2 protein-coding genes are annotated in these 2,515 nt (G+C 29.1%); both read left to right on the top strand.

Going from position 1 to position 2,515, the window contains the following annotated elements:
* The first annotated feature begins 948 nt into the window (after positions 1-948).
* Positions 949-1,650 carry a suppressor of fused domain protein gene (locus tag MC378_RS15285; RefSeq protein WP_242179700.1) on the top strand — a complete coding sequence of 234 codons (702 nt, stop codon included), beginning with the start codon at positions 949-951 and terminating at the stop codon, positions 1,648-1,650.
* Positions 1,651-1,912: 262 nt separating this feature from the next.
* Positions 1,913-2,329: a hypothetical protein gene (locus tag MC378_RS15280; protein ID WP_242179698.1), complete on the top strand. Its 417-nt coding sequence runs from the start codon at positions 1,913-1,915 to the stop codon at positions 2,327-2,329.
* Positions 2,330-2,515: the final 186 nt, after the last annotated feature.

The raw sequence follows: 2,515 nt of genomic DNA, 5'->3' as shown, positions 1-2,515 counted from the left end.
TACTTTTCTTGTTAATATTAATTTTAAATGTAATTAATTCTAACAAAGTATTTAACACTTGACAAACATAGGATGACTGGTCATAGTATAAATACTGGTTCTTTAACATTAAATTTTGAAAAAGAAAGAGTTGTTGAAATAAAAATATGGCAAGGATAAAAAACTACACACAACACCGTATAAACTTTATTGCTGGCTTTTTGCCTACTTGCGAAAGTCCTCGCGGACTTTCTTTGTCCGTAATTATTTATTAACTTTACTGCAAAACCAACGCAACAAAGCTTATACAAACACGTTGTGTGTAAGTTGATAGCAAACTTTTGAAAATCGCTTCCTAACTTAAAGTTTTTGCTTTTTTACGACTAAAAAAAATGCGGAATATTGAGAATATGAAAAGTAGGATTTATCACTCAATCACGGTAAAATATTAACAAATCGGAATTACAAATCGTACGGAATTTTAAGCGAATTTGAGATTTAATAAGGCAAGTCTTTAATTATGAAAAGTTAGCCAAAAACGAAAATTGCCGCTGAAAAACTAAAACGCAAAACTTACGGCTGAACTGTGCGCAAAATGAAATTGACTTTTTTGGGATTGTTGTTTATTATGTGAAAATCATTGAAAATCATTGAAAATCAAAAATTGACAAAAAAATTATAATCGCAAAAATATTGAACAGATTTACAGAATAAAAAATCGGATTTTTTTTAGGATTTTAAGGAAAAAAGACTAAATTTATGATTGTTAAAAAGTGGGAATATGACGCTGAAAATATTGCGGATAAAGAAAACCTACACACAACACAGTATAAAAATAATGCGTAGTTTAGTGCTAAAACAAAGAACAGTGCTATTTTGCTAACTCTGATTTTCCTACGGAAAATCCTCGCACACAAAACCGCACTATTCTTATACATAAACCGTTGGCAACAAGCTAAAAACGAACTTATGGCTGAATACAAAAATCCGTTCTCGGACAGAAAACATTACCACGAACACGCTGAATGGATTGATGACCATTTAAGCAAATTCTTTGATGATAAGTTAGTTTCAGTTTTTCACGAAATCCCAACTTTGGATTTACATCTTGATGTTTATTTAATAAAACCTGAAAACTCGTCATTCAACATACTTTTGACTTCTGGAATGAGTACGTTAAAAATGAATGTTGACGAACAAGCAGAAAACCTAAAAGATTTGGAATTTGCCGAATTAATGATGCTTATACCAAAAACTATTGAATTCGGACAAGTTTACTCTGGAGAAAATAAAAATGATTGGATTATTTCGATTCTTAAAAGAACTGCGAAATTTCCTCACTTTTACGATACTTGGATAGGAATTGGACACACAATACAAGCAGAAGCTGATTTAACACCTTATGGAAGTGATACAGATTATGTCGGAGCTTTAATTCTTCCTTCTGTAACATTTGACAAAGATTTTACGGAAATTAATAAAAACGGTCGGAAAATAAATATTTATAATGTTCTTCCTCTTTATAAAAACGAAATGGAATTTAAAATAGAAAACGGATATAATAAATTATTGGACTTATTAATAAAAGCAAACGGAAAAGAGGTTCTGGATTTGAATAGAGAAAATCTGATTTCAAAAAAGTCCGTTTGGAATAGAATATTTAAGAACTAAAAAAAGAAAAGCCAGTTGCCAACACCGTATATAATTTATTGCTAGTTCTAGCCTACTTACGAAAATCCTCGCGGATTTTCTATTTGGTTTGTATTTGCTAAATTAGGTGCTTAAAACACGCAACAAACCATATACAAACACGTTGGCAATAATATAACAGAACGTTTAAAAAATGTAAAAAGATTGAATAAAATGAATAATTAGTTTTGTGAAATTAAATTTGAATAGAAATTTTATAAATAAGTAAATAAATAACGGAAAAATGAAAAAAATACATTTTGATAATATGAGAAGTTGGGTTTGGATTTCTGTTTTGATTCTTTCTCTTGTTTTCATTTTAGCAGGAACTTTTGAATTAATACAATTTGAAAATCCAAAGTTAAATAATCGTATAAGTGCATTCGGATTTTTACTTCAAGTGATTTTTTATGGTAGAATGTTTTTGCATAAAAATTATGTTCAGTGGAATAAACTAGGAACTGTAATCCGAATTAACTCTTGGAAAGGAAAATCATTGAGTTTTAACCAAATTAAAAAGACTGAACTGAATGAAAAGGAATTAATTATAACGAAAAAAAACAATTCTAAAATTACATTTAACTTAAATGAAATTGCGGAATCAGACATACAGAAACTAAATGAAATAATAGTGAAAAATACTATTGCCAACACCGTGTAAAAAAAAATGCTTGTTTTAGCTTACTTGCGAAAATCCTCTCGGATTTTCTTGGTTTGTGTTTTATTCACTAACTTCATTGCTTAAAACAACGCAACTTTTCTTACACAATCACGTTGCCAAAAATTGCGCTCACTCATATTCTGAAAATTGGAATTTATGATTTTATCAATGTGTGTTTTCAATATA

It is taken from the genome of Polaribacter marinus, assembly GCF_022662535.1.
GTDB classification, from domain to species: domain Bacteria; phylum Bacteroidota; class Bacteroidia; order Flavobacteriales; family Flavobacteriaceae; genus Polaribacter; species Polaribacter marinus.
This window is presented reverse-complemented; position numbering and strand designations above follow the sequence as displayed.

Bases quoted from the DNA above. Each gene is read 5' to 3' on its own strand.
- MC378_RS15280 (WP_242179698.1), top strand. From the start codon at position 1,913: ATGAAAAAAATACATTTTGATAATATGAGAAGTTGGGTTTGGATTTCT.
- MC378_RS15285 (WP_242179700.1), top strand. From the start codon at position 949: ATGGCTGAATACAAAAATCCGTTCTCGGACAGAAAACATTACCACGAA.